Origin of the sequence: Chromobacterium sp. ASV23 (assembly GCF_016428945.1) — a bacterium.
GTDB lineage: Bacteria > Pseudomonadota > Gammaproteobacteria > Burkholderiales > Chromobacteriaceae > Chromobacterium > Chromobacterium sinusclupearum.
Window position 1 is genome coordinate 1 of sequence record NZ_JAELTR010000143.1, and the last position, 808, is coordinate 808.

The following is an 808-nucleotide window of genomic DNA, read 5'->3' on the forward strand; positions in this document are numbered from 1 at the left end:
GAGTCTCGTGGGCTCGGAGATGTGTATAAGAGACAGTCACTTGTCTTATCACTTAGCTAGCAAGCTAATTCAGTTTGATGGCCGTAACAGCTGACAAATATTTGTGCGGCATGCGCGGCTGTTTTATTCCTTTCTCTTTGAGCTCCCTTACGCAGTTATCGGCTGGCACCTACCTCTTGATGGTTCTTGTACTACGTTACAAGGCTTCCGCGTGGCAGCGTCCACCCCCTTGAATGACGTTTCTGGTTGCCGAAAGGATGACAATGACTGTCAATCAGATCTTGAAAATGCCGTGCAGAACGAAAATTTATCAATATTAACAATGACTTGGTAGTTAATCTTCTAACGTCAAACGCTGTGGCTTGATGGGTGGCGTGTCGTACTAGAAGCTTGCTTGAAAATATTTTTTTGGCTGCTAGCAGGGCCAGTGACCAAATAATTTATCCAGTCTACTATGGCCTCGTCGATTTCAACCAAGACCAAAAAGGAGGTCAACGATGGCTGCTAGTCCTTCTAAAAACATGATTATCTTGCGTTGCAAGGATGTTGTGTCTCGGCTCAAGTTGTCCCGTTCAACGGTTTACGAAAAGCTGGATCCTAAGTCTCCGCGCTATGACCACCGATTCCCAAAGCCGATCCGTCTGGGATCTAAGGCTGTCGGTTGGCTTGAGCATGAGCTGGAAGAATATCTCCGTGATTGTCAAAGAGCCTAGTGATAGCACTAAATAGACACATCATTTCATTCCTTTTCGCATCATATCAAAGGCGATGGATGTATTTTTTTAATAAAAGATCTAATGGATTGAAT

Annotated in this window: 1 protein-coding gene; it reads left to right on the forward strand. The window is 44.4% G+C overall.

What is annotated here, in order from left to right:
- The first annotated feature begins 521 nt into the window (after positions 1 to 521).
- A complete protein-coding gene (locus JHD59_RS23390; RefSeq protein ID WP_368671646.1) occupies positions 522 to 713 on the forward strand; it encodes a helix-turn-helix transcriptional regulator in 192 nt (63 codons plus the stop codon).
- The last annotated feature ends 95 nt before the right edge of the window (positions 714 to 808 follow it).

Excerpts from the sequence above, each read along its gene's own strand:
- JHD59_RS23390 (WP_368671646.1), top strand. The coding sequence starts at position 522 with ATGATTATCTTGCGTTGCAAGGATGTTGTGTCTCGGCTCAAGTTGTCC.